Origin of the sequence: Enterococcus sp. AZ101, from assembly GCF_050499005.1 — a bacterium.
GTDB classification, from domain to species: domain Bacteria; phylum Bacillota; class Bacilli; order Lactobacillales; family Enterococcaceae; genus Enterococcus_L; species Enterococcus_L ureilyticus.
In genome coordinates, this window is record NZ_JBMHEZ010000001.1 from 1,198,809 (window position 1) to 1,222,285 (window position 23,477).

Below are 23,477 nucleotides of genomic sequence, written 5' to 3' on the forward strand. Positions count from 1 at the left end.
GAAAGGAACACATCCGATAAGTAAAATTGGAGGTGTTTCTTTTTTGGCAGAATAAATTTAAAGGAGCGACTGGAGTGCTAAAGATCAGTGCAATTATTATGGCTTCGGGAAAATCGTCTAGAATGGGGGTTAACAAGTTATTTCTCGACTATCAGGGGAAAACTTTTTTAGAACATTCGTTGAGTCTCTCAAGTGAAATTCCTTTTTTTGAGCGTATTTTAGTTATTTCCCCAGAGAATCTTCATGGCTTAAAATTACCAAAAGACCTGAAAATAATTCAAAATCTAGAAGCTGAGAAAGGTCAAAGTACAAGTGTTCGTTTAGGAACAAAGGCTGCATCTGGCGGGGGGTATCTCTATTTGACAGTTGATCAACCATTACTAAATCGTACCTTGATCGAGTCTTTGTTGCCTGCCTACTCCAAAGAAGCAATTGTCTTCCCAGTTGATAAAATGCTAGCGCCATGTAGTCCGATATTCTTTGGAAATAAATTTCGAACCGAATTATTGAAGGTTACTGGGAAAAACGGTGGACGTGCTGTTCGCAATAGACACCCAGAGGCCTGGCATAAAATTCAAGTGGCGGATCCACAGCGATTGATCGATATCGATACGCCAACTGATTATATAAAACTAGTGAATCAAAATTTTTATGTGTCAGAAAGGAAACAAAAAGATGAAACAGCCAGTGTATCTGAATCATGCAGCTACCTCAAACCATAAATTTGCTGCAACTGTTGAAGAATTGTGTCACTATCTAACAGAAAATAATAATTTGAACACAAATCGTGGATCTCAAAACATCGACGAACTTGAATTGATTTTTGATGCGCGCCAAGTTTTGGCAAATTTCTTTCAGGCACCTGATCCTGCGCATATTATCTTTACAGCAAATGCAACAACTTCACTGAATATGATTCTTAATGGGTTGTTAAAAACAGGAGATCATGTCATAACCACTGCAGTAGAGCATAATGCAGTGGCCAGACCACTTCATAGGTTGGAGGTAGAGGGGCAAATCTCTGTTACACGCTTGTGTTGTGATCAAAAAGGCCAGCTTGATCCTGATCAACTCAAATCAATGATAAGACCTGAGACCAAAGTGTTAGTGATGACGCACGCCTCAAATGTTTTAGGAACGATACTTCCTGTGAGCGACTGCTTTAAAATCGCAAGAAATCATGGGGTGATCACTGTTTTGGACAGTGCCCAAACAGCAGGTTTTTTACCAATTGATATGACGGAAATGTCCATCGATGTACTTGCTTTTACAGGTCACAAAGGCTTGATGGGGTTGTCTGGAATTGGCGGATTTGCGCTAGCTAAAAATAGAGAACCCATGATTGATCCTTGGTTGACTGGTGGAACTGGGAGTGCATCCTTGTCTTTTGAACAGCCTGTTTTTTTACCAGACAAATTTGAGCCTGGTACGTTAAATATGTTGGGCATTCTAAGTTTAAAAAGTGCAATCCAATCAATTGAGCGAATTGGGTTAAACAATATAGCCGCTCACGAACAACTGTTAACGAAACGATTTCTAGAAGGATTAGAAAAGTTACCAGTCACTGTTTTAGGAACCTCCGATCCATTTAGCAGAGTTCCAGTTGTTTCCATTACAGTAGCGCGGCTTAATGCAGGGGAATTTTCTCAACGGTTATTTGACTGTTATCAAATCATTACGCGTTCTGGCTTACATTGTGCCCCCCTTGCTCATCAAACGGCAGGAACTTTAAAAAGCGGAGCTGTTCGTTTTAGTTTTGGGTGGAATACGAGTGTTGAAGAAATTGATTACACCTTGCAAGCAATCAAAGAAATTTTATCAGCTTAAGGAGAAAAATAATGAATTTTTTATCGCAATGTACATCTGGTGGTTGTGGCGCCAAAATTGGTCCGAATGATTTAGCTGGATTGTTAAGTAATTTACCTAAGTTTTCAGATGAAAAATTAGTAGTAGGTTTTGATACATCGGATGATGCTGCTGTCTATCAAATATCAGAACAGCTTGCGCTGATCTCAACAGTCGATTTTTTTTCACCAATGGTAGAAGACCCTCGTACATTTGGTCGAATTGCCGTCGCAAATGCGCTAAGCGATGTTTACGCTATGGGCGGGCAAGTTTTGTTTGCATTGAATTTAGTTTGCTTTCCTGAAAAAATGGAGAAACAAGTGCTTTCAGAAATTCTGATTGGTGGGGCAGAGAAGCTTAAAGAGGCCAAGGCGTCATTGGCAGGAGGGCATTCGATTTATGATCACGAGCCTAAATATGGATTAGCAGTAACTGGACAAGTTGATCCTAATAAAATAATTCATAACAACACACCCAAAATAGGCGATAGCTTAATTCTTACCAAAGCATTAGGGGTTGGTTTGATCCAATCTGCTGTAAGAGGAGGTATGGCATCAGAGGAAACAGAAAAAGTAGCCATTGCTTCTATGGAACGCTTAAATAAATATGCAGCAGAAACAATGGCTGATTTTTCAGTCAATGCTTGTACTGATGTAACAGGATTTGGATTGTTAGTCCATGCATTAGAGATGGCTGGTGACAAGACTACCTTAGTGATTGATTCAGAACAATTGCCCCTGTTGCCTGATGCTTATCATTATGCCGAAGAATTTCTAGCAACTGCTGCTGGACAAAGAAATCGAGAATTTATAGGAGAAAGAATTGATCTGACTTCAGTTACACCAGCTTTTCAAGAGATTTTATTTGACCCGCAAACATCAGGTGGTTTACTGCTCAGTATTTCGGCTCAAAATGCTGCGAAATGTCTTGAAGCAATCCAAAAAAACGATCCAGTAGCAAGGATCATTGGTGAAGTCTGTGAAAGAGAAGAAGATCAAGCAATTATTATTTTATAAGAAAGAAGGGGCTTTGATGAAGAAAATCAATGCGATTGGTAAGCCTTGTCCAATTCCCGTCATCGAGACTAAAAAAGCAGTTAGAGAAATGAAAAGTGACGGAGGCCAAATAGAAATCAGTGTTGATAATGAAATAGCGGTCCAAAATATCAAAAAAATGGCTGTAGGTCTTGGCTTGGAAATGACGCAAATTCAATTGGAAAAAGATAAATTCATCATGTCGATCGACGTTCCTAAAGAACAGGAACAAACAAAATCAGAAATATCAAATAGTGAATTGGTGATTGCTTTTGGAAAAAGAACAATGGGAGAAGGAGACGCAGATTTAGGAGAAATATTATTGAAAAGTTATATTTATTCTCTAACTGAATTAGATACACCGCCTGAGCATTTACTTTTTTTCAATGCTGGCGCGTTTTTGACGAATCAAAATTCAGGAGCGTTAAAAGATTTACAAACATTGGCAGAACAAGGGACTCAAATTAGCACTTGCGGTGCTTGTCTAGACTTTTATCAAATCAAAGATACCTTGGCAGTCGGTGAAATCACAAATATGTATGGCATTACAGAAGTTATGGCACAAGCAAAAAAAGTCATTAATATCTAATGGACGAGGTGAAGATATGGCCTATCTTTTAACATTTCAAAATACTCATTATGCAGTTCATAGTGAAAAAATATTCATCAAAAATAACTTGCCTGTTTCAGTGATGGCTCTTCCTACAAGTCTTGGGGATTTTTGTGGAATCTGTTTAAGGATAGCTGCACAAGATTTAGACAAAGGAAGAGTGTATTTGAACAAGGCCGAGATACCGATAGAAGGAATTTTTACAATAGAAGGAGTGAATAAAGAAAGGACGTATAAAAGATGGATTCCCTGATCGAGTGCTTCGACTTTCAAGGGCGACAAGTGATTTCACTGATCGGTAGTGGTGGGAAAACAAGCCTGATGTGGTATCTAGCGAATTGTTATCATGATCAACGTGTGTTAGTCAGTACAACGACTAAGATCGGCTATCCTACAGAGCGTAATTATGATTTTTTTTATAGTGAAGAATTTTCGAATTTAGGAAAAGATGGGATAGGAATCACATTAGCAGGAAACGTCATGTGCAATGGATATAAGCTTAGTTCACCACCAGTACACGTTTTTGAGGAGTCTTTACAGCATTTTGATAAAGTCTTATTAGAAGCAGATGGATCAAAGCAGCGTCCGCTAAAAGGGTGGGAAACATTTGAACCTGTTATTTTACCTGAAACAACGACAACAATCGGCTTGATTCCAATTTCTGTTTTAGGCAAAACTGTAGATCAAACGACTGTACATCGTCTGCCTCTTTTTTTGCGTGCAACGGATACGGTTCAGGGAGTAAAAATCAAAGAAGAGACATTAGCTGAAATCATCACCAGTCCAACTGGATTGTGGTCAAAAAGTCAAGGTCAGCGAATTCTGTGTATCAATCAGGTAGAATCTTCTGAACAATTGCTCCAAGCTAAAAAAATCGTATCTTTATTGCCAAATATGCTATTGAAACGGTTGAGTAAAGTAATAGCCTGCAATATCCAATCAAAGGAAGGAATCATTTTATGGGAAAAATAAAAAGACCGATTTCTGAAACAATCGTTGCTGTACGCGGTGGCGGTGATCTTGCGACAGGAGTCGTCCAAAAATTAGTTCATGCAGGGTTTAAAGTAATCATTTTAGAAACAGCTAAACCACTAGCTATTCGTCGAACTGTAGCATTCTGTAATGCCGTTTTTCAAGGCAGACAGCAGGTAGAAGATTTAGAAGCAGTCTTGGTTTCTTCTGTATCAGAATGTTCCGTAATCTGGAACAATCATCAAATTCCAATACTAATTGATTCAAAAGCAGAATCATTGAAAGAATTAAAACCGACAGTACTTGTGGATGCAATTTTAGCAAAAAAAAATTTAGGCACAAATAAAGAAATGGCCCCCATCACTATTGCGTTAGGACCAGGATTCACAGCGTCTAATGAGGTCAATGCAGTAGTGGAAACCATGAGAGGGCACTATTTAGGCAAGCTCTACTTTAAAGGCAGTGCAATCCCAAATACTGGTATCCCAGGAGAAATTAACGGTAAAAATGCGGAGCGAGTGATTCATGCGCCAGCTTCAGGTAAGGTAAAGCATGTGAAAACGATTGGCGCGATTGTGAAAAAAGGAGAAGTACTCTTTTATATTGATCAAATAGCTGTAGTTTCCCCCTTAGATGGTGTGTTGCGAGGACTGATTTCAGACAAAGTGTTGTGCCAAAAAGGACTGAAATGTGCTGATGTCGATCCACGTTCGGTGGAACAAGTGGATTGTTTTACGATATCAGATAAAGCGCGAGCCTTAGGTGGAGCTGTTTTGGAAGCTGTACTTTGGTTAGGGTGCCAAAGAGGGTTATTTTAAAAGAAAAAACAATGAATCCTTCTACAAATGCTTAAACAGCAGCGTATGCTAAAAAATATTTTTTTTACCTAAAAATTATTGTTTTAAACGATGCGTTTATGTTATAGTGTAAGTGAAGTTTTAACCTATTGTATACCAAGAAAAGAAAGCGTTTTAAAGAAAGGTTCTAATATGTGAAAAAAGTAATTTGAAAGAGGAAGTTACGTAACTAGTCTAGAACTGTATCAATTTGTGCTAGTAAGTACGAGAGGAATGAAAAGGGTTACAAAAACTTTTTGTACTTTAAAATATTTTGTAAAAAAGATGAGAGGATGAGTAAAACATGGCACTAGTAAAAATCGTATATGCAAGTATGACAGGAAACACAGAAGAGATTTCAGAAATTTTAGAAAACACTGTACAAGAAGCTGGCTTTGAGGTAGAAAGAGAAGAATGTTCAGAAGTAGATGTTGACTTTTTTGATGATGCAGATGCCTGTATTATTGCTACCTATACTTATGGGGATGGAGAATTGCCTTTTGAGTTTGAAGATTTTTATGACGAGTTAGAAGAAAAAGAATTAACAGGGAAAAATTTTGGTGTTGTCGGTTCAGGAGATCGTGAATATGGCGATTTGTTCTGTAAATCTGCTCACGACTTCGTTACAGCTTTAGAAAAGTCAGGTGCTAAGAAAGTTGCTGAAACAGTAGAAATCGAGAACAATGCAGAAGCTGATGATATCGAAGCATTGAAAAAATTTGTTAAAGAGTTGACAGCTGGTTTATAGAATAACGCTGAAATTATACGAAAGAAGGAAAAAATGAATGAGTTCATTCATTAATGGTACGCCCTATGTATAAAATAACCAAACGCACACAGCTTTCGCAAAACGAATATGATTTTTTGATCGAAGCACCTCGAATTGCGACTAAAGCACAACCAGGACAATTTATCATTTTGAGAATTAATGATAGTGGCGAGCGCATCCCATTGACGATTGCTGAGTCTAGTGCTACAAAAGGCACGATTCGACTTGTTTTTCAGGTGATCGGTAAAACGACGGCTGAGCTTGCTCAGCTCAATGTAGGAGAGTTTATCTTGGATTTAACAGGACCACTTGGGATGCCGACGGAAATTAAAGATTATGGTACGGTATTGATCGTAGGAGGCGGTGTCGGAATCGCCGCGATTTTTCCAATCGTCAAAGGATTAAAAAATGCTGGTAATCGAGTGATTACGATTCTTGGCGCAAAAACTGCTGAATTAGTGATTCTTGCAAAAGAATGTCAAGAGTATTCCGATGAATTGATTATTACAACAGACGATGGATCGCTAGGAATGAAAGGCCTTGTGACTGAGGCAATGGAACAAGTGATAGCTAGAGAACCAATCAATTATAGTTGGGCGATTGGACCGAGTATTATGATGAAATTTTGTACAGAGACGGCCTCCAACTATGATTTACCAATCAATGTTTCGCTGAATCCGATTATGATCGATGGAACGGGTATGTGCGGTGGTTGTCGGGTCACGATAGATGGCAATATCAAGTTTGCTTGCGTGGATGGACCTGAATTTAAAGGAACACAAGTCAATTGGGATGAATTTATCAGCCGAATGAAGCAATACACAGATGAGGAAGACGCATGTTTGGCAGATTATCAAAAAGCGCAGGTGATCCATAATGGCTAGAAGAAGTAGAACGAAAACACCAATTGCTGAACAAAAACCCGAAGTTCGTAACTCAAATTTTAATGAAGTTTGTCTAGGTTACACGATCGAAGAAGGACAAGCAGAAGCAATCCGCTGTTTGCAATGTAAAGATGCTCCTTGTATCAAAAGTTGTCCTGTCATGATCGATATTCCTGGATTTATCCTAGCTATCAAAGAAGGAAATATGCAGGAAGCTGCTGAAATTTTAAGTAGTTACACGAATCTACCAGCTATTTGCGGTAGGGTATGCCCGCAAGAGAAACAATGTGAGCAAGTCTGCAAATTAGGGATGGCTAAAAATTTTGAACCTGTTGCAATAGGCAAGTTAGAGCGATTAGTCGCAGATTGGGCATTAGAAAATCAAGACTTTTCTAAATTATCTCAAAGTGATCAGCCTAAAATTGGCAGAGTTGCAGTAATTGGCTCTGGTCCTTCTGGGTTAACAGTAGCTGGTGATTTGGCTAAATTAAATTATGAAGTGATTGTCTATGAAGCATTACATGATTCAGGTGGTGTGCTAACATACGGAATTCCAGAATTTAGATTGCCAAAACGAATCGTCAAAAAAGAAATCGAAAGTATTAAAGCCTTAGGTGTGACAATTGAAACCAATGTTGTAGTTGGAAAAACGATCACTATGGATGAGCTCAGGTCAGAATTTGATGCCTGTTATATTTCTGTGGGTGCAGGGGCACCAAATTTTATGGGAATTTCTGGAACTGCTTTAAATGGCGTCTATTCATCTAGTGAATACCTGACACGAATCAACTTAATGCATAGTTATGAATTTCCTAAATATGATACGCCAATCAAACGCTCGCAACAGGTAGTGGTGATTGGTGGCGGAAATGTAGCGATGGATGCAGCCCGTTGTGCTAAACGACTAGGTGCAGAACACGTCAGTATCGTTTACCGAAGGTCTTTAGAAGAATTACCAGCACGCATAGAAGAGTACCATCACTCTGTTGAAGAAGGCATTGAGTATCATTGGCTAACAAATCCAATCGAATATATAGATAACGGAAATGGTGACTTGAGTGGTGTAAAATGTATCAAAATGGAACTTGGTGAATCAGACGAATCTGGTCGACGCAGCCCTGTTCCAATTAAAAATAGTGAATTTATTATCGAAGCTGACACAGTGATCGAAGCCATCGGTCAAGGGTCCAATAAAGTCTTATTATCCACTTTCCCAGAACTTAAATTGACAAAATGGGGCTACATTGAGGCGGATCCAAAAACGGGAGAAACATCGATTCCAGGCGTCTTTGCCGGCGGAGATATCGTGACAGGTGCTGCAACAGTGATTTTAGCAATGGGTGCCGAAAAAGTCGCAGCAGTACAAATCGACAACTATGTACAAGAAAAGATGAAAACGCCTGTAACAACAAAAGTCTGAGGAAAGATAAAAGGTGAGAAAAATGAAAAAAACAAAGACAATGGACGGAAATACAGCAGCGGCCTACATTTCCTACGCTTTTACAGAAGTAGCGGCAATCTATCCAATCACCCCTAGCTCAACAATGGCCGAATTGGTAGATGAGTGGGCGGAAACTGGACTGAAGAATATTTACGGACAGAAAGTCCAAGTAATTGAAATGCAGTCAGAAGCAGGAGCCGCTGGCGTTGTCCATGGCTCTTTAAAAACAGGTGCTTTAACAACCACCTACACTGCCTCCCAAGGGTTGCTGTTGATGATTCCAAATATGTATAAAATTGCTGGAGAACTTTTACCAGCAGTTTTCCACGTCGCTGCGAGAGCAATCACAACAAGCGCTTTGAGCATATTTGGCGATCATGGCGATGTTATGGCAACTCGTCAAACTGGTTTTTGTATGTTGGCAGAATCCAGCGTACAAGAAGTGATGGATCTTTCAGCAGTTGCACACTTAGCTAGTATTGAAGGCAGTTTACCGTTTGTCAATTTTTTTGATGGCTTCAGAACAAGTCACGAACTCCAAAAAATCGAAGTACTCGATTACACTGATTTAAAAGGAATGCTTGATCAAAACGCTGTGGATCGTTTCAGAAAGAGAGGCATGAATCCGAATCATCCAACTGTCTCAGGAACGGCTCAAAATCCGGACATCCATTTCCAACAAAGAGAAACGGTCAACGCCAATTACGAAGCTATGCCAAGAATCGTTCAAAAATATATGAAACAAATCAATGATATACGCGGTACTAATTATGATTTAACCGATTATTATGGTGCCGAAGATGCAACAGAAATTATTATTTCTATGGGATCTGCATCGCCAGTTATTCAACAAACGGTGGATTATTTAAATGAACAAGGTCGAAAAGTTGGGTTGATCAACATTCATTTATACCGTCCGTTTCCAACAGAAAATCTATTAGAAAAATTACCAAAAACAGTAGAAAAAGTTGCTGTCTTAGATAGAACCAAAGAAGCCGGAGCTGATGGAGAACCATTACTTTTGGACGTCCAGAGTGCGTTATATCAACACGAGAATCGTCCAATCGTGATAGGCGGACGTTATGGACTAGGTTCCAAAGACGTGACACCGAATCAGATCAAAGCGGTCTACGATCATTTATTATTACCTTTGGGCGAATTAAAACAACGTTTTACAATTGGAATTGTCGATGATGTGACGTATCGTTCATTGCCGCAAGGAGATGTTTTGGACTTAACGCCAAATTCAACCTTCCAAGCTAAGTTTTGGGGATTTGGCTCGGATGGAACCGTTGGTGCAAATAAACAAGCGATTAAAATTATCGGTGATAACACTGATTTATATGCCCAAGCTTATTTTAGCTACGATTCTAAAAAGTCTGGCGGCTTGACACTTTCTCATTTACGATTTGGTGAAGAACCGATCACATCAACTTATTTAGTAGAACAAGCTGATTTTATCGCCTGCCATAACGCTTCTTACATTCACAATTATAATTTGTTAAACGGACTGAAAGATGGCGGAACATTTTTATTAAATACAATTTGGGACAAAGAAAAGGTCTATCGCCTCTTACCTGCAAAACTAAAAAAATACATGGCTGAGCATGATATTCAATTTTACATTATCAATGCGGTTGAATTAGCGCGAGAAGTAGGGTTAGGTCGCAGAATCAACACAGTTATGTCTACTGCCTTCTTTGAAGTGACGGATATTATGACGCGTGACGAATATATGCCCCTACTAAAAGCAGAAGTCCAAAAAACGTATGGAAAGAAATCAAAAGAAATCGTAGAGAAAAATTTCCAAGCTATCGACGGAACCTTTGATTCTCTTCAAAAGATTGATGTTCCTTCTGAATGGGCAATGATCGTTATCGAGCCAGAAAAGAAAGATACGACATTGCCTAAATATATTACCAATATTTTACAACCAATCAATCGCCAAGAAGGCAATGCGTTGACCGTTGGTGATCTAATCGACAATGGAATGAAAACCGGAGAAATGCCCATGGGAACTGCAGCCTATGAAAAGCGGGGAATCGCCTTAGAAGTTCCTGAGTGGCAGATGGATAAATGTACAATGTGTAACGAATGTGCTTTTGTCTGTCCTCATGCGGCTATTCGACCGTTTTTAGCAGATGAAAAAGAAATGGAAGAAGCACCAGCAGGCTTTGTAGCTAGAGAAATGCGCGGTGCTGATGGCTTGATGTATCGAATCCAAGTATCATTAGAGGATTGTACAGGTTGCGGTCTTTGCGTGCAAGCTTGTCCAGTCAAAGAAAAAGCCATTTTGATGAAGCCTTATGAAGAACAAAAAGAACAAGCAATCAACTGGGCATTTGCGATGACTTTACAACAAAAAGAAAACCCAGTCAGAAAATTATCTGTTAAAGGCTCTCAATTCAATCAACCATTGATGGAATTTTCAGGAGCATGCGAAGGATGCGGGGAAACACCTTATATCAAGCTTTTAACGCAGTTATTTGGTGATCGCATGATGATGGCTAATGCTACAGGATGTTCTTCTATTTGGGGTGGTTCATCCCCAGTAACTCCATATACGACGAATGAATGTGGTCAAGGGCCTGCATGGAGCAATTCATTATTTGAAGATAACGCTGAATACGGTTACGGTATGTATGTAGCTAATAGAACAAAACGACAATATTTAGCAGACCAAGTACAAGAAGCAATCGATAACGATTTAGGCTCAGATGAACTTCAAGCGCTATTGCAGGATTGGCTAGACCATTACCTAGAAGGGGATGGTACACAACAACGCGCAACCAAACTTGCTGCGGCTTTGAGTGAAGAATGTCAAATCGATCCACGCTTAGAAAAAATCTACAAACAAAGTGACTTACTTGTAAAAACCAGCCAATGGATCGTTGGTGGTGATGGCTGGGCCTATGACATTGGTTTTAGTGGAATCGATCATGTCTTAGCTAGTGGAGCCGATGTGAATATCTTTGTTATGGATAATGAAGTATACGCCAATACCGGCGGTCAAACATCCAAAGCAACACCAGCTGCGGCTATTGCTAAATTCTCTGCAGGAGGGAAACAGACTTCTAAAAAAGATTTGGGTATGATGGCAATGACATATGGCAATGTTTACGTAGCACAAATTGCTTTAGGAGCGAATTCAATGCAAACAATCAAAGCAATTGACGAAGCCGAGCGCTATCCTGGACCGTCACTGATCATTGGGTATACGCCTTGTATCAATCACGGAGTCAAAGGTGGTATGATCGAAACATTGTCATTAGCCAAAGAAGCAGTAGAGTCTGGTTATTGGCAACTGTATCGCTATAATCCACAACTTATTGAAAAAGGCAAAGATCCGATGGTGATTGACTATAAAAAAGCAGATTTTACTAAAATGCGTGATTTCCTTGAAAAACAAACACGTTTTTCTGCACTGCATACCATCAAAGGTAACCAAGAAATCGTTGAAGATCTTTTAACTAAAACAAAAGATGATGCAGAAGATCGCTCAGAAAATTATGTTAAATTAGTGAGTCAGGTTAAAAAATGAGAAAAAGGCAACTGAGATCAAACTGAAACTGAGTTTGATCCAGTTTTTTTTTTGCGGAAATCATTAAAAGAAAAAGTGTTCAGAAATTTTAAAAAGCGTTTACAATGTGGTATCCTTACAGTGATATAATTTCAGTAAAAAATAATTTTATTAAAAAAATTTATATATTTTCTCTCTAATCAAAACGAGCGCATTACACTTTTAAAAATAAGGAGGATTTTTATGTCTAATTGGAAAAAGTTAAAAAAAGGCGATGTTAAACGAGAAATATTAGCAGGAACAACTTCATTTTTTGCCATCTCCTATATTATTATGGTAAATACAGTAATCTTAGCTGAGGCAGGGATGCCAAAAGAATTGACGATTTTTGGTACAATTTTCATTTCAATTATTGGATCGATTTTGATGGGATTTGTTGCAGATGCGCCAATTGTTTTAACCACCGGAATGGGTGTCAATTCATTCTTCACTTATACCTTAGTTTTATCATTAGGATTGACCTGGCAGCAGGCATTAGCAGTCAGTTTTTGTGCAGGGATTGTTTATTTATTCGTCGCCTTTACACGGTTGAGTAAATTATTTGCGGAAGTTGTGCCTGAAACCTTAAAGACTGGAATCACAGTGGGAATCGGATTTTTCCTTGTGCTGATTGGGTTGGAAAAAGGACACTTGATTATTGGCGGTGAACATACTTTTTTACAACTGGCTTCGTTAGATAATCCTTTGACATTATTAACATTATTTTCATTGCTTTTGACTGTATTTCTTTTTATTAAAGGGATTCAAGGCAGTTTTTTTATTGGAATTGTGGTTGTCACTCTGATTGCAAATATTTTTGGCATGGTAACGCCAACAGAACATTTTTCTTTAAGCGCATTAGGAAATTATGCTCAAATCTTTGCAAAGCTAGATTTCAGCACTATTTTTTCTAAAAGCTTTTTACTCGGAGTTTTTGCCTTATCGATGATTTTGATTTTTGAGTCAATGGGATTACTTAAAGGCTTGATGCCAGAAGCAGATGAAAAAAAATATTTACAAGCCTATCGTGTGACAGGATTTATTACCCTGCTATCCAGCATTTTGGGTACAAGCCCAACTGTAGCTGCTGCTGAAAGTGCAACCGGAATTGAAGAAGGGGGGAAAACTGGGCTTACTTCGATCACTAGCGGGATTTGCTTTATTTTCGCTTTATTCGCTCTGCCGTTGCTGTCTTACATTCCAGATTCGGCATTAGCACCAGCAATCATTATAACGGGTTTCTTGATGATCCAACAAATCAAAACGCTGCATTTTGCTGATTTCAGTGATTATTTTCCAGCAATGCTGATGATTGTATTGATTCCATTTACAATGAACATTTCTGATGGCATGGCCTTTGGGTTTGTAGCATATCCAGTAACAAAATTGTTTGCTAGGAAAAAAACAGAACTTTCATTACCAATGTGGTTGATTTCGGGCTTATTTTTGACGTATTTGATTGTAAATGTATTGATTTAGTAAAAAATGACTCACCACAATTGAGACGTGGTGAGTCATTTTTTAGCCTATAATAATTTTTTCAGATGGATATTCATATCCGATATCTCGCGTTTCTTTTGGTACGAACAACATCAAAGTATATAACATACCGATTCGTCCGATAAACATCAATAGAGCGATCATCAATTTTCCGACAGTTGTTAAATCAGAAGTGATACCCAAAGATAAACCAGTTGTACCAAAAGCAGATGCGACTTCAACGATTATTGCGATCAGCGGGTGATCTTCAGTTGCAGTCAAAAATAAAACGGCGAAAAAGCACATTATCAACGAAAGCATAAAGACCACAATCGATTTTTTGACATCATCGTCATCAATCCGACGTCCGAATACATTGATTTTGTCCTCACTTTTCAAAAAAGCGTATAAGTACAAACCAATGATCGCAACAGTTGTTGTCCGAATCCCACCACCCACAGAACTAGGACTACAGCCAATAAACATCAATAGAGAAAAGACAATCAATGTTGTCACCTGAAAATCACCTAAATCGTTGATCTGCAGACCAGCATTTCGTGTGGTCATCGAATAAAACATAGACGTGATCCAGCGTTGTACTTCACCCATTCCCACAAATAAATGATCTTTTTCCAATAAATAAATCAAAACCGTTCCGCCGACAAATAGAATCACGAAGGCCAAAACAGCAATTTTACTAAACAATGAGAAACGGAAAGGTAAACCTCGTTTTTTCTTCTTAAAGAATAGCCATTCACGAAATTCCATCAATACTGGAAAACCAATTCCTCCAACAAAAATCAAGAACATGATGACAATCAAAAAAAGATAGTCATTGGCAAAAGGGATGATCGAATCGCCAGTCACATCAAAGCCAGAGTTAGTCACTGCCGAAATCGATTGATAAAAACCAAAGAAAATCGCTTTTGACCAGGTTTTATAATAGCCGGAAAAATAAAAGTAAATAGAAAAAAATGTACCAAAAATCATTTGAAACCATAAAATGATTGTAAAGGTAATTCGAATCAAGCGAACGATCCCGCTTAATTTTGGTTGATTCATATCCGTCATGATCAATTGTCGCTGTTTTAAGGAAATCCTCCGTTTGGATAAAATAATAAAGGCCGTAGAAATCATCATGATCCCCAAACCACCGACCTGAAAGAGAACTTCTAGAAGCAACACGCCACGATCATTAAAAACAGAATTAATATCAAAGGTAGACAACCCTGTGACACTCACGGTACTGATCGCCATAAATAGCATGTCGATAAAACCGACATGAGAGCCTGGTTCTCTAAAAAATGGTAGGCAAAACAAGATATAAGAGACGATCGTCATAATAATATAATAAGAAACAATAATTTGAATAGATGAAAAATGATTGGAAATAAAACGCCTTCCCTTGCGTTGAGCCAGCCATAAAAGCCGAAATCGATTCATAATGGACCTCCTGAACATCGTTAAAACAAGTATAGCAGAAAATAAATGATGGGCAAACAAAGAATAAAGACTTAGAAGAAATAAGAAATTGATTAAAAAAAATCAGAATATAACACAAATTCACCAGAACATGCTATTTTTATTGTGAGAGAAGTAACATTCATATGTTTATTCTTTTTAAAAAGGAGCAAAATCAATTTTTTTGTTTGTTAATTAAGCTTTTTTGCAATGTGAATACAATCACATTGCAAAAAAGCTTATCAAAAAATTGAGTAATCAAGGTTGACTGGTCAAAAATTACTGAGGTGGGGAAAAAATGAAAAAAGTCATCATGAGTTTACTATCATTGAGCTTATTTGCTGGAATTGCTGTGGGGTGTACCAGCGATCAAGATAAGACAGCTAAGAAAAGTAAAGAATCCAAAGAAAGCACAGAAGTTACTTCTGGCGCATCAGCCAACGGCTATACAGATTTAAGTGAATTAGAAGATCAATACGATATCGTGATCATTGGTGCAGGTGGAGCTGGAATGACGGCCGCTTTACAAGCCAAAGAAGCTGGAATGAATCCAGCCATTCTAGAAAAAATGCCCGTTGCAGGTGGGAATACGATCAAATCGTCATCAGGTATGAATGCTTCTGAAACCAAATACCAAAAAGCAGAAGGGATTACCGACAGCAACGATAAATTCTTTGAAGAAACACTTAAAGGTGGAAAAGGAACGAATGACAAAGAACTATTACGCTTTTTCGTCGATCATTCAGCAGATGCGATCGATTGGTTAGATACGAAAGGAATTGAACTAAGCAACTTAACGATTACTGGTGGAATGAGCGAAAAACGCACTCACCGTCCAGCTGATGGTTCTGCAATCGGCGGCTACTTAGTAGACGGACTCGTTCGCAATGTCAAAGAAGAAAAAATTCCGCTATTTGTAAATGCCAACGTCACTGAAATCACTGAAAAAGACGGTCAAGTCAACGGTGTCAAAGTCAAACTAAATGACAAAGAAACCAAAGAAATCAAATCAAATGCTGTTATTGTGACAACAGGTGGTTTTGGTGCGAATAAAGAAATGCTAGAACAATACGATCCAAAATTAAAAGATTATGTCACGACAAACCAAGAAGGGACAACAGGTGATGGAATCAAGATGATCGAAAAACTTGGTGGTGCTACAGTGGATATGAAAGAAATTCAAATCCATCCAACAGTCCAACAAGACAAATCATTCTTGATTGGTGAAGTAGTTCGTGGTGAAGGAGCTATTTTAGCCTCACAAGAAGGAACACGTTTTGTGAATGAAATGGATACACGTGATAAAGTTTCGGCAGCAATCACAGCCTTACCAGAAAAATCTGCTTACTTAGTTTTCGATCAAGGTGTTCGTGATCGTGCTAAAGCAATCGATTTTTATGATGAACAAGGCTTTGTTGTAGAAGGTGCAACAATTGAAGAACTTGCGAAAAAAATCGATATGCCAGAAGCAGCATTAAAAGAAACAGTAGCGCAATGGAACAAAGAGGTCCAAGCAAAATCAGATACACAATTTAATCGTGCAACAGGTATGGATCATGATTTGTCCACTGGTCCTTACTATGCAATCAAAATCGCACCAGGCATCCATCACACGATGGGTGGAGTGAAAATCAATACAAAGACAGAAGTATTGAAAGAAGACGGTGCACCAATCAAAGGCTTATATGCAGCTGGTGAAGTAACGGGCGGACTACACGGTGCAAACCGGATCGGCGGAAACGCTGTAGCCGACATCATTATCTTTGGACGTCAATCAGGAACAGAAGCGGCAAACTTTGCTTCAGCACAAAAATAAATAAGTCAAAAAGAGCCAGTCGAATAAAACGCTCGCGTTTGTCGACTGGTTCTGTTTATTGAGCCGTATTATATAGCTTTAGTATAAGAATCAAATTGAGATGACGTTGACAAAACAATGCAAGATTTGATAAATGCTTTAAATAATTTAATCTAATTTACAATAAAGAGATAGTGAGAATGTAGTGACCCCAAAGAGTTAGACTTTTTTCGGAGTAGAGAAATCTACTCCGTTTTTTATTCGTTATTAAGCTGCTTTACTTTCGGCTATTCGAAACTGTACAGGACTTTTCCAGTTCAGTTTCTTTTTCATTCGTTCGTTGTTGTAATAATAGATATAGTTATCAATTGCCGTTTTTAGTTCTTCAAAACTAGAATAGGTTTTCCCGTGATAAATTTCTTGTTTTAAAAGACTAAAGAAGTTCTCCATGATTGAGTTATCTAGACAATTGCCTTTTCGAGACATACTTTGAAAAATGTTCTGTTTCTTCAGTTTATAGCTGTAAGCTTTCATTTGATACGCCCAACCTTGATCTGAGTGAAAGGTGCGACGATAAGGACAATCATTCGTCAGTTTGATTGCTTCTTCTAATCCTTCCATTATTGCCAGTGCATTTGGTTTTTCTGAGATACGATAAGAAAGAATTTCACTATTATACATATCCATAAAAGGATCTAAGTATAACTTTCTTTGACGAATGATCCCTTTGGGATCACAATCAAAATACTTTAATTCTGTTGTATCTGTCGTTATTTTTTGATGACAAACACTCGTGTAAAAGCGACGTTGGATTCGGTTCTTGGCAATCGTTCCAACTTTTCCACGATACGAGCTATAGCGACGGGATTTCCGTGTATAAGAGCGGACTTCAATCCTTAGCTTTCGAATTAAGCGTTGAACTTTCTTTTTATTCATGTGGAATCCTCGGCTCCTTAGTTCGTTCGTCATTCGTAAACAGCCGTAATCTTTATGCTTTTGACGAATATGAAGCATCTCTGTTTCAATTTCCTGATTTGGATTTTTTCGGTCAAACCGTTTTTGCCAATACATAAAGGTTGATTTAGAAAAATTCAATGCTTCAAGAAGCTCAACTAATTTGAACTGTCCTCGGAGGCTTGCGATGATTCGCGCGATTGATTCACTCGTCGTTGTTGAGCTTCCTGTTTTCGCAGCTTCCTCAGTTCTTTTAAAAAGGCATTTTCAATTTGAAGAGTACGAACCTGCTTTTCTAATTCTTTGATGCGATTCTGTTCTTCTAGCGTTTCTTTCATTAAATGCTTCTTTGTCTGTTCTTCTTTTTTTGGCACGGTAGATAGACGCCCTTTCTCTTTTGAGAGCCCATCGATTCCTTCTTTTCGGAATTTTCGCATCCAATTGGCAATAAGAGTTGGATTATTCATTTCAAGAATATTGGCAACTTCACGATAGGAGAGCTCACTTGTTTGATATAACTCTATCGCATTTAGCTTGAATTGAACAGAATAATTCTGATTTTGACGTTTTCGTAAAAGACCTTCTTCACCGAATTCTTGATAAGCATTGATCCACCTATGGACTTGTTCCGCCGCTTTAACCCCATGCTTATTTGCTAAAGCTTGTATTCCTCCTTTCCCTACCAGATATTCTTGAACAATTTTTAGTTTAAGTTCAAAGCTATATTTAGACATAAAAATACCGACCTCCAAAAAATTAGATTTTTGGTCTAACTTTTTGGGGTCGGTTCAGAAATAAGTCTTACTATCTTTTTGTTGATTTAGTAAAAAACATGTGCAACAGAAATAACAGATATAAAAACATACTATCAATTTTATTAGTCTTTTGGTAAAATTAATCATAAAATGAATTTCTTGCTTTATTTACAAAAATATGATTGGAGTACAAACAAATGTGGGAAACAATAAGTACAGATGGTAATGCAGTGCTAAAATTTACATCTGATGTTTTAAGTGCAACTAGCAATATAGATTTTAAACCTACAAATAGTATTAATACCTCTACAAGTCCAGCAACGGATGAATTAAAAACATTAATTTCTTCTTTTCAGCAAACAATTAGTTCGTATAAAACTTGTATCGCTACCGAAGTAAAAAATGTTCAAGCCGTACATAATGCAATTGAAGAAACGGACAAAAAAATAAAAGATAGCATAGCAACAACGATGCAAGCATGAGGTGGAATAGATGGACAAAAATTTATTTAGCATGCGTATGAAAGTAGAGGAAGCAGAAGAAAATTTCAACAGCTTAAAAAAGAAAACTGGAGAGATTCCTTTTGCCTACGAAGATTGTCAAAAAGCAATCAACCGACAAAAAGAGATATGGGAACGTATCCTACATTATTCTAAAGGGACAGATTCAGAAAAACAAGTCTATCAAAAATTAGATGAATTGGAAGAAAAGCAAAGAGAATTTGCACAGATTTTTTCTATTGCCGATGAAGAAATTGAAGACGAACTGACGGATAGAAAAGCAGTTTACGAAAAAGCTGAATTACTCTATGAAGAAACTAGAAAGGAGGACGCTGATGAAAATAATGTATGAGGAACTAAGTGATGTAAAAAGCAGTATTAGCTCTGAACGGTTAAATGCTGTAAGTAGTTTTAATTCTGTAACAAGTTCAATAGATGGATTAGCAGGAAATAGAAATTTATTAGGTGGTGGCTGGGTTTCAACGGTGAGCCACCTTCAAGCGTATCAGGAGATAGACAAAGCGCTATTCAACGTTTATTATGAGATGGACAACAGCTTAAATAGCTATCTAACAGATTTTGTTGGTGAAGTTGGAAAGACAGATGAGGTGTTAAACACAGAAGATTTGGCAGGCTTGCTTAGAGACCTACAAACCGCTCAAAATGAGTACACTAATTTAATGAGTGATTTGGCTAAATCGATGAAGAATGTTCCTGTATTAGGTGATTTTTTTAAACAACAGAGCATTGACCCTATTAAAGAAGATATTGAGATTTTACAGAAATATCAAGCTTTCGAATCTAGTCATGCCTCTCATTATTCGGAATTATCTAGTTTGATTAGTGATGTAAACACAGGATTAGCACAACTAGGCAATCCAGCAAATTTTCTTAATCCAAGAGACGGTTATAAAATTATCAATTTTAACAACCAAAAATGGTACAAAAATCTAAAAGGCTATAATGATAAACAACCAAAAAGTCGTGTTGAAACTGTAACGGAACTGGATGATGTAGGGAATGTCGTTTATGTGGTTTATAGAAATGGAGTAAGGGATGAAAAGTTAACAACTCAACTAACCGAAGCGATGAAAGGCAGTTGGCTTGACAGAAGTATAGATGCAGTTGCTAAATTTTTGGATATTGTAGGAAACGTTGTGTGGACTTCTCTAGGAATCGCGACAACAATTACAGGTATAATTGGAACAATTGGAGGCTTGGCAATAGTTTCGACCACGAATGGTGTTGGTATTCTAGTTGGTGGAGAAGTCATTCTAGATGGAGTAGCTGTAACAGCAGAAGGAATAGCTATTACAGTTGATGGTATAAATGGATTAACAACAAGTAACTTTACTTCAAGTGATGGTGGAGGAAGTTATAATAAAAAATTTCCAAAAGGAAACAAGGAATTTAAAAAGACTTTTGGTACTGACAAAAATACATTCCATGACAAGATTAAACCAGAAATCAAAAAAGACTTAAAAACTGATCCAAAGTTTAAGAAGTGGTTGAACCAATTTGGAGATAATCCTGATATAGGCATAGACAGTTTGGGAAATATTGTTTTAAGAGCAACCAATGGGAAGAAACCATTCGCAGAGCTTATAACAAATTTAAAGTTAGAATGGTATTTGTTACCATAATTAAGGAGGAAAATAATGTCATTTTCAATAGATGTACTTGTTTTGTATCAAGAAGAAATTCAAGAATATACTATAACAAAATCTTTCAGAGCAAAAGCATATCATGAATCAACGGAAAAAGATATTGAGGAATTGTATGAAGAATATGGACAAAGACTTTTTATTCCCGAAACTGAACCTGATTATTTTTATGATAGTATGAAAGGTAAGTGGTATACATTAGGGAAAAATGATGATGGGCTTGTTTGGGCATTTGGCTTGATTGATACAGATTTTGGCAACCCCTTGTCTATATCAGCTCCATGGATAGACGATGAAGATGATTTTGAAGCGTTTACTCCTGTAAGGGTAAAAAAAGAATTTCAAGAAGATTTATTTGTTTTATTAAGTGAGATGCTAGATACTTCTCCGAATAAAACTCTTTTAGTCCATCCAAGATATCAGAGTGGCGATGTAAAAATAATTCAAGGTCCTATTCCATTAGAAAAATATTTTAAGTTGTTAGTAGAAGAAAAAATTCCATTTAATGTATATACAATGGTACAAAGGTAAATTGTTAATAATTATAAGGAGCTATAGACATTATTCTCAATAAATAATGTAGAGATTATACTTGAGAGATGCTATATAGAAACTTGGCTATGATAATTAAGATCTTTTATTGACTAAGAATTTTTTTATACAGATATAATGATTCGTTAGAACTTAAAAGTAAATACAGAGTTAAGTGGGTGGCTATTAAAATGTGGTGAAAAACCAGATACAGGGATAGATAGATTAGAAAACCTTGTTTTAAGATTAACAAACGGAGTGAAATAATTTTTTTAAGTAACCAATTTAAATTTAGAGTGGTACCTATTTGCAATAGGAGGAATCAAATGGGATTCTCATTAGAGGTATTTATTGTAGGTCAAGTAGAAGAAAATAAATATTATAAGACAAATTCATTTTGCGCTGAAAAGCAATATGAATTAACAGAAGAGGATATTTTAGAAGCACATGAGGAATTAAAAAAATCAGGAAAAATCATTGATGATGTCTCTTATCCATTTTACGAAAATATTAATGGTAAGTGGTATACGCTCGGTAAAGAAGAAGAGGGGGAAGTTTGGTGGGCGTTAGGATTGATCGATACAAATTTTGATAACACATTAACAATTGCAGCGCCATGGTTAACAGATGTAGCAGATTGTGAAGCTTTCTCTAGAGTAATTGTAAAAGAAAAATATCAAATTGACTTAGAAAAAATCTTAGATGAAATGATTGAATCTTCGCCAACAAAATCATTAATAATCTATCCAAGATATCAAAGTCCAGACAATGAAATTGTTCAAGGTGTAATACCTTTTAAAAAATTTATCGAGTTGTTGAGAGAAGAAAAAATACCCTTTAATGTTTATTCAATTATTCAGAAGTAAAAAATTATTCTGTTGATTATTCGGAAATAATTTGTATTTAACTAACATGAAAACTAAAAAATAAAATGCTAAAAATGGTTATCAAAGTCTAGCGTGATAAAGTACAAATATACATGGTAGTAGTAGAGAAGCTTGCTACCTTTTCTTCTATTAATTTACTGCAGAAAGGGAAAAAAGGGTTGTTTCAGAAATGTATCAGTATTACTTGATTTTTTCAAACAACAAGTATTGATTCTATTAAAGAAGATATTGAGATTTTATAAAAATATCAAGCTTTTGAATCTAGGCACACCTCTCAGTATTCGGAATTATCTAGTTTAATCAGTGATGTAAACACAGGATTAGCACAATTAGGCAATCCAGCAAATTTTCTTAATCCAAGAGACGGATATAGAATTGTTGACTATGGTAATCAACAATGGTTTAAAAATCTAAAAGGTTATAATAATAAGCAGCCAAAAGCTTGTGTTGAAACTGTGACAGAATTAGATGATGCTGGAAATATTGTCTATACAAATGGTGTAAAAGATGAGAAGCTAACAGCTCAACTAACAGAAGCGATGAAAGAAAGCTGGCTTGATCGAAGCATAGATGCGGTTGCTCAATTTTTGGATATTGTAGGGAATGTTGTTAAAACAACTTTGGGTGTGGTAACAACAATCACTGGTATAATTGGAACGATTGGCGGTTGTGCCGTTGTAACATTAGCTACAGGTGGTGTGGGAATCCTTGTGGATGGTGTGATAGTGACAGAAGGTGTAGTTGTTACGACCGCTGGTGTTACTTTAACTGTCGATGGTATTAATGGGTTAACTACGAGTAATTTTGCTTCTAAAGGAGGGGCAGGAGAGCAACGTAGTTTAAAGAAAATAGATGGAAATAAAGCTGCTAATAAACAAGCAAAAAAACAAGGATATGATGATGCTCATGATTTTAAGGAATCGTTTGTGGGTGAAAATGCAGTCTCAAAATTTGATATTTTATATGATACGGTTACAGGACAAATTCTTTTAAAATCACAGCGAGGGAATGTAATTATAGAAACTGGACATTTCTTTATAAAATAGATGGAGGAACTTATGAAATTACCAAAAATAAAAATTAGCTTAGTTGCTGATGGTAAAGATTTTAACTTAGAAAATATGACACAAAAACTAGAGATACAACCAACAAAAGTTAGAACTAAAGATGATTGGCCGGATGCAATAAAAAATAATCCTAATCTACCCGATGAATATAAACCAAGACATAATTGGTGCTATAGTAAAACGTTCGAAGAAATGTATGATTTTACTTTAGCATATCAGGAGATACTAAGTAAATTTAAACCTAAAACTAGTATTCTGAAAAAAATGGCTAATGATGAACAAATTAAATATGCTGTAGTGTTATCAATAGATTGTTATAATGGAGATTTTCCAGCAATGGTAGTAGACATACCAATGCTTCATTTTCTAAGTGATATCAATGCTGAAATAAGTTTTGATATTATTAGTTATGAAGAAGATGAAGAAGAATAATA

22 protein-coding genes are annotated in these 23,477 nt (G+C 36.9%); 20 read left to right on the forward strand and 2 right to left on the reverse strand.

Translation table 11 applies throughout. From position 1 onward, the window contains the following. Positions 1–74 precede the first annotated feature (74 nt). From IGJ50_RS05560 to IGJ50_RS05615, 12 genes are all read left to right on the forward strand, one after another. Positions 75–722 carry an NTP transferase domain-containing protein gene (locus IGJ50_RS05560; RefSeq protein ID WP_429949274.1) on the forward strand — a complete coding sequence of 216 codons (648 nt, stop codon included), beginning with the start codon at positions 75–77 and terminating at the stop codon, positions 720–722. Then, positions 676–1,827 (forward strand): selenocysteine lyase SclA, encoded by a 1,152-nt coding sequence (sclA, locus tag IGJ50_RS05565; RefSeq protein ID WP_429949276.1) that lies wholly within the window; start codon positions 676–678, stop codon positions 1,825–1,827. Before IGJ50_RS05560 ends, sclA begins: the two co-directional genes overlap by 47 nt. Before the next feature lie 11 nt (positions 1,828–1,838). Then, positions 1,839–2,861 carry a selenide, water dikinase SelD gene (gene selD / locus IGJ50_RS05570; protein ID WP_429949278.1) on the forward strand — a complete coding sequence of 341 codons (1,023 nt, stop codon included), beginning with the start codon at positions 1,839–1,841 and terminating at the stop codon, positions 2,859–2,861. A 16-nt stretch (positions 2,862–2,877) separates the two neighbouring features. Continuing rightward, on the forward strand, positions 2,878–3,468 hold the full coding sequence (gene yedF / locus IGJ50_RS05575; protein ID WP_429949280.1) for a sulfurtransferase-like selenium metabolism protein YedF: 591 nt from the start codon (positions 2,878–2,880) through the stop codon (positions 3,466–3,468). Between the two features lie 16 nt (positions 3,469–3,484). Next, complete coding sequence (locus IGJ50_RS05580) at positions 3,485–3,742, forward strand: DUF3343 domain-containing protein (protein ID WP_069639857.1); 258 nt, start codon at positions 3,485–3,487, stop codon at positions 3,740–3,742. Next, positions 3,730–4,461: a selenium cofactor biosynthesis protein YqeC gene (gene yqeC / locus IGJ50_RS05585; RefSeq protein ID WP_429949283.1), complete on the forward strand. Its 732-nt coding sequence runs from the start codon at positions 3,730–3,732 to the stop codon at positions 4,459–4,461. Before IGJ50_RS05580 ends, yqeC begins: the two co-directional genes overlap by 13 nt. Further along, positions 4,449–5,279, forward strand: a complete 831-nt coding sequence (yqeB, locus tag IGJ50_RS05590) for a selenium-dependent molybdenum cofactor biosynthesis protein YqeB (protein ID WP_429949285.1) — start codon at positions 4,449–4,451, stop codon at positions 5,277–5,279. Before yqeC ends, yqeB begins: the two co-directional genes overlap by 13 nt. Before the next feature lie 322 nt (positions 5,280–5,601). Beyond that, positions 5,602–6,045, forward strand: coding sequence for a flavodoxin (locus tag IGJ50_RS05595; RefSeq protein WP_429949287.1), 444 nt, complete (start codon positions 5,602–5,604; stop codon positions 6,043–6,045). A gap of 65 nt (positions 6,046–6,110) precedes the next feature. After that, entirely contained in the window at positions 6,111–6,950 is an 840-nt protein-coding gene (locus IGJ50_RS05600) for a sulfide/dihydroorotate dehydrogenase-like FAD/NAD-binding protein (RefSeq protein WP_083244350.1), read from the forward strand. Continuing rightward, positions 6,943–8,370, forward strand: a complete 1,428-nt coding sequence (gene gltA / locus IGJ50_RS05605; protein WP_429949289.1) for an NADPH-dependent glutamate synthase — start codon at positions 6,943–6,945, stop codon at positions 8,368–8,370. The genes IGJ50_RS05600 and gltA overlap by 8 nt, the downstream gene beginning before the upstream one ends. Before the next feature lie 22 nt (positions 8,371–8,392). Then, complete coding sequence (gene nifJ / locus IGJ50_RS05610) at positions 8,393–11,932, forward strand: pyruvate:ferredoxin (flavodoxin) oxidoreductase (RefSeq protein WP_429949291.1); 3,540 nt, start codon at positions 8,393–8,395, stop codon at positions 11,930–11,932. A gap of 222 nt (positions 11,933–12,154) precedes the next feature. Further along, on the forward strand, positions 12,155–13,429 hold the full coding sequence (locus IGJ50_RS05615) for an NCS2 family permease (RefSeq protein ID WP_429949293.1): 1,275 nt from the start codon (positions 12,155–12,157) through the stop codon (positions 13,427–13,429). A gap of 42 nt (positions 13,430–13,471) precedes the next feature. Here IGJ50_RS05615 and IGJ50_RS05620 read toward each other — a convergent pair whose 3' ends face one another. After that, entirely contained in the window at positions 13,472–14,872 is a 1,401-nt protein-coding gene (locus IGJ50_RS05620; protein ID WP_069639865.1) for a TrkH family potassium uptake protein, read from the reverse strand. A gap of 316 nt (positions 14,873–15,188) precedes the next feature. On the opposite strand from IGJ50_RS05620, the gene IGJ50_RS05625 reads away from it, so the two are divergent. Next, on the forward strand, positions 15,189–16,706 hold the full coding sequence (locus IGJ50_RS05625; RefSeq protein ID WP_429949295.1) for a flavocytochrome c: 1,518 nt from the start codon (positions 15,189–15,191) through the stop codon (positions 16,704–16,706). 246 nt (positions 16,707–16,952) lie between these two features. Here IGJ50_RS05625 and IGJ50_RS05630 read toward each other — a convergent pair. Next, positions 16,953–18,373, reverse strand: a protein-coding gene (locus tag IGJ50_RS05630; RefSeq protein ID WP_429949297.1) for an IS3 family transposase whose coding sequence is annotated in 2 segments (ribosomal slippage) — positions 16,953–17,896 and positions 17,896–18,373 — 1,422 coding nt in all. Because the reading frame shifts where the segments join, the coding sequence is not laid out codon by codon here. Between the two features lie 218 nt (positions 18,374–18,591). Here IGJ50_RS05630 and IGJ50_RS05635 point away from each other — a divergent pair. The 7 genes from IGJ50_RS05635 to IGJ50_RS05665 all read left to right on the forward strand — a co-directional run bounded on the left by IGJ50_RS05635 (position 18,592) and on the right by IGJ50_RS05665 (position 23,475). Then, on the forward strand, positions 18,592–18,876 hold the full coding sequence (locus IGJ50_RS05635; protein WP_207121392.1) for a TIGR04197 family type VII secretion effector: 285 nt from the start codon (positions 18,592–18,594) through the stop codon (positions 18,874–18,876). Positions 18,877–18,886: 10 nt separating this feature from the next. Then, complete coding sequence (locus tag IGJ50_RS05640) at positions 18,887–19,246, forward strand: hypothetical protein (protein WP_207121391.1); 360 nt, start codon at positions 18,887–18,889, stop codon at positions 19,244–19,246. Next, entirely contained in the window at positions 19,230–20,537 is a 1,308-nt protein-coding gene (locus tag IGJ50_RS05645) for a T7SS effector LXG polymorphic toxin (RefSeq protein ID WP_429949299.1), read from the forward strand. The genes IGJ50_RS05640 and IGJ50_RS05645 overlap by 17 nt, the downstream gene beginning before the upstream one ends. Positions 20,538–20,552: 15 nt before the next feature. Then, a complete protein-coding gene (locus tag IGJ50_RS05650; RefSeq protein ID WP_429949301.1) occupies positions 20,553–21,089 on the forward strand; it encodes a hypothetical protein in 537 nt (178 codons plus the stop codon). 326 nt (positions 21,090–21,415) lie between these two features. Then, positions 21,416–21,955 carry a hypothetical protein gene (locus IGJ50_RS05655; RefSeq protein ID WP_429949303.1) on the forward strand — a complete coding sequence of 180 codons (540 nt, stop codon included), beginning with the start codon at positions 21,416–21,418 and terminating at the stop codon, positions 21,953–21,955. A gap of 476 nt (positions 21,956–22,431) precedes the next feature. Beyond that, entirely contained in the window at positions 22,432–23,022 is a 591-nt protein-coding gene (locus IGJ50_RS05660; protein WP_429949305.1) for a hypothetical protein, read from the forward strand. Positions 23,023–23,034: 12 nt separating this feature from the next. Continuing rightward, complete coding sequence (locus IGJ50_RS05665) at positions 23,035–23,475, forward strand: DUF4279 domain-containing protein (RefSeq protein ID WP_429949307.1); 441 nt, start codon at positions 23,035–23,037, stop codon at positions 23,473–23,475. Positions 23,476–23,477 lie beyond the last annotated feature (2 nt).

What these genes read in the sequence shown, in the direction of transcription:
- sclA (WP_429949276.1), top strand. Translation starts at nt 676, where the DNA reads ATGAAACAGCCAGTGTATCTGAATCATGCAGCTACCTCAAACCATAAA.
- selD (WP_429949278.1), top strand. Translation starts at nt 1,839, where the DNA reads ATGAATTTTTTATCGCAATGTACATCTGGTGGTTGTGGCGCCAAAATT.
- yedF (WP_429949280.1), top strand. Translation starts at nt 2,878, where the DNA reads ATGAAGAAAATCAATGCGATTGGTAAGCCTTGTCCAATTCCCGTCATC.
- IGJ50_RS05580 (WP_069639857.1), top strand. Translation starts at nt 3,485, where the DNA reads ATGGCCTATCTTTTAACATTTCAAAATACTCATTATGCAGTTCATAGT.
- yqeC (WP_429949283.1), top strand. Translation starts at nt 3,730, where the DNA reads ATGGATTCCCTGATCGAGTGCTTCGACTTTCAAGGGCGACAAGTGATT.
- yqeB (WP_429949285.1), top strand. Translation starts at nt 4,449, where the DNA reads ATGGGAAAAATAAAAAGACCGATTTCTGAAACAATCGTTGCTGTACGC.
- IGJ50_RS05595 (WP_429949287.1), top strand. Translation starts at nt 5,602, where the DNA reads ATGGCACTAGTAAAAATCGTATATGCAAGTATGACAGGAAACACAGAA.
- IGJ50_RS05600 (WP_083244350.1), top strand. Translation starts at nt 6,111, where the DNA reads ATGTATAAAATAACCAAACGCACACAGCTTTCGCAAAACGAATATGAT.
- gltA (WP_429949289.1), top strand. Translation starts at nt 6,943, where the DNA reads ATGGCTAGAAGAAGTAGAACGAAAACACCAATTGCTGAACAAAAACCC.
- nifJ (WP_429949291.1), top strand. Translation starts at nt 8,393, where the DNA reads ATGAAAAAAACAAAGACAATGGACGGAAATACAGCAGCGGCCTACATT.
- IGJ50_RS05615 (WP_429949293.1), top strand. Translation starts at nt 12,155, where the DNA reads ATGTCTAATTGGAAAAAGTTAAAAAAAGGCGATGTTAAACGAGAAATA.
- IGJ50_RS05620 (WP_069639865.1), bottom strand. Translation starts at nt 14,872, where the DNA reads ATGAATCGATTTCGGCTTTTATGGCTGGCTCAACGCAAGGGAAGGCGT.
- IGJ50_RS05625 (WP_429949295.1), top strand. Translation starts at nt 15,189, where the DNA reads ATGAAAAAAGTCATCATGAGTTTACTATCATTGAGCTTATTTGCTGGA.
- IGJ50_RS05635 (WP_207121392.1), top strand. Translation starts at nt 18,592, where the DNA reads ATGTGGGAAACAATAAGTACAGATGGTAATGCAGTGCTAAAATTTACA.
- IGJ50_RS05640 (WP_207121391.1), top strand. Translation starts at nt 18,887, where the DNA reads ATGGACAAAAATTTATTTAGCATGCGTATGAAAGTAGAGGAAGCAGAA.
- IGJ50_RS05645 (WP_429949299.1), top strand. Translation starts at nt 19,230, where the DNA reads ATGAAAATAATGTATGAGGAACTAAGTGATGTAAAAAGCAGTATTAGC.
- IGJ50_RS05650 (WP_429949301.1), top strand. Translation starts at nt 20,553, where the DNA reads ATGTCATTTTCAATAGATGTACTTGTTTTGTATCAAGAAGAAATTCAA.
- IGJ50_RS05655 (WP_429949303.1), top strand. Translation starts at nt 21,416, where the DNA reads ATGGGATTCTCATTAGAGGTATTTATTGTAGGTCAAGTAGAAGAAAAT.
- IGJ50_RS05665 (WP_429949307.1), top strand. Translation starts at nt 23,035, where the DNA reads ATGAAATTACCAAAAATAAAAATTAGCTTAGTTGCTGATGGTAAAGAT.